This is a genomic window from Priestia sp. P5_B4 (assembly GCF_056400385.1).
This window is the reverse complement of record NZ_JBFULJ010000670.1, coordinates 1-2132: the sequence shown is the minus strand read 5'-3', so window position 1 is coordinate 2132 and position 2132 is coordinate 1. Positions and strand designations below refer to the sequence as shown.

Sequence of the window (2132 nt, the reverse complement as noted above, 5' to 3'; positions counted from 1 at the left end):
AACATGGGGAGCTATTGCTATTAGATGGGGAAAATAACACTACATTTTTAAAGCAACTGAAGGAGATGAATGTACGATGAATAAAAAACGTGTAGTTGTAACAGGACTTGGTGGGCTTACACCAATTGGAAATGACGTAGAAACAGCTTGGAAAAACGCAGTAGCAGGCGTGTCTGGCGTTGGTCCTTTAACAAGACTAGATGCAGATGAATTCCCGGCTAAAGTAGCGGCTGAAGTAAAAGATTTTAACGTGGAAGATTTTATTGACCGCAAAGAGGCTCGTAAGATGGATCGCTTTACTCAATATGCAATGGTAGCTGCATTGGCGGCTGTTAAAGATGCGGATTTGACTATTACAGAAGAAATTGCTCCAAACGTCGGCGTTTGGATTGGTTCTGGAATTGGCGGTATGGAAACGTTTGAAAACCAATATTCAACGTTATTAGAAAAAGGTGCCCGCCGCGTAAGTCCATTCTTCATTCCGATGATGATTCCTGATATGGCAACAGGACAAGTTTCTATTGCTTTAGGGGCCAAAGGCGTGAACTCTTGTACGGTAACGGCATGTGCAACAGGTACAAACTCTATTGGTGATGCGTTTAAAGTCATTCAACGCGGAGATGCAGACGTGATGGTGACGGGCGGTACGGAAGCGCCAATCACGCGTTTATCTATTGCTGGTTTCTGTGCGAATAAAGCACTTTCTACAAATCCAGATCCTGCAACAGCATCTCGTCCGTTTGATAAAGACCGCGACGGCTTCGTTATGGGAGAAGGTGCGGGTGTTATTGTGCTTGAAGAGCTTGAACATGCACTAGCGCGCGGCGCACGTATTTATGCTGAAATTGTGGGCTATGGTTCAACAGGAGATGCTCACCATATCACAGCGCCAGCTCCAGGAGGAGAAGGCGGCGTTCGTGCAATGCGTCATGCCATTGAAGATGCAGGCCTACAGCCAAGTGATATTGATTACATCAATGCTCACGGTACAAGTACAGGATACAATGATAAATTTGAAACAATGGCTATTAAAGAAGTATTTGGCGACCACGCTCAAAAAGTAGCAATTAGTTCAACAAAGTCAATGACTGGACACTTGTTAGGAGCTGCTGGCGGAGTAGAAGCTATTTTTAGTGTGAAGGCAATTCAAGACGGTATTCTTCCTCCAACAATTAACTATCAAACACCTGATGAAGAGTGTGATTTAGACTACATTCCAAACAAAGCGCGTAAGCAAGAAGTAAAAGCGGTGCTAAGCAACTCACTTGGATTTGGCGGTCACAATGCAACAATCATCTTTAAAAAATACGAAGTATAATGAAAAATTCTAGGCTGATGCCTAGAATTTTTTTTATTTTTAATAACCAAAAGAGTAGCTGTGAACATATCATGAAACAAAAGGAAGAAGAAAGTGAGGGGAAAACATGCCGATTGTTTCAACTTCTACTTGGACGGAGCCGAAAGAAATAAGCCGTTATCTTGCGCGCTATTTTAAGAAATTAAAAGAAAAAGAATATATGGAATTACTTTTTAACTATGGAATGTGTCCGCCTTCTTTAATGTTTATAAAAGAATTAGAAGAAATGAAGAAAAGACAGGTTTGGAAGAAAGTTAAAGCACATTATGAGAAGCTTAAAAAAGCATGGAGTGGGCCCGATGTAGCGGTGCTAGTGCTTCCAAGCAATCCTAGAAATCGAAAAATGCAGCGTGAATTTAATGGAAGAGCAGGTGTCGCTTTTACCGATAAATTATTTGTGTTTATGACAAGTCATACATCCGATGAAGAAATGTTAGCGGTGCTTACCCATGAATACCATCACGTTTGCAGGCTAAAAGCCATTAATAAATCTGATGAAACGATTACTTTGTTAGACGCTATGATGATGGAAGGGTTAGCTGAAAGAGCTGTAGAGGAGTATTGTGGTAAAAAATATTTAGCTCCGTGGACAAATTATTATAACATTGAAGAAGCTAAAAAAATGTGGGAAAAGCATGTTAAACCTTATTACAATCTCCGCGCCGACGAAAAGAAATATGATCAACTGTTATTCGGCCAAAATTGGTATCCAGAAATGATGGGCTACAATATTGGAGCCCATCATTTCTGGATACCAATTTTGGCCGAATAACAG

The 2132-nt window shown here is 40.9% G+C and carries 2 protein-coding genes; both read left to right on the top strand.

Going from position 1 to position 2132, the window contains the following annotated elements; genetic code table 11:
* The first annotated feature begins 76 nt into the window (after positions 1–76).
* Complete coding sequence (gene fabF / locus AC1DRF_RS24495; protein ID WP_097824323.1) at positions 77–1318, top strand: beta-ketoacyl-ACP synthase II; 1242 nt, start codon at positions 77–79, stop codon at positions 1316–1318.
* Between the two features lie 106 nt (positions 1319–1424).
* On the top strand, positions 1425–2129 hold the full coding sequence (locus AC1DRF_RS24490; RefSeq protein ID WP_477741920.1) for a DUF2268 domain-containing putative Zn-dependent protease: 705 nt from the start codon (positions 1425–1427) through the stop codon (positions 2127–2129).
* Positions 2130–2132 lie beyond the last annotated feature (3 nt).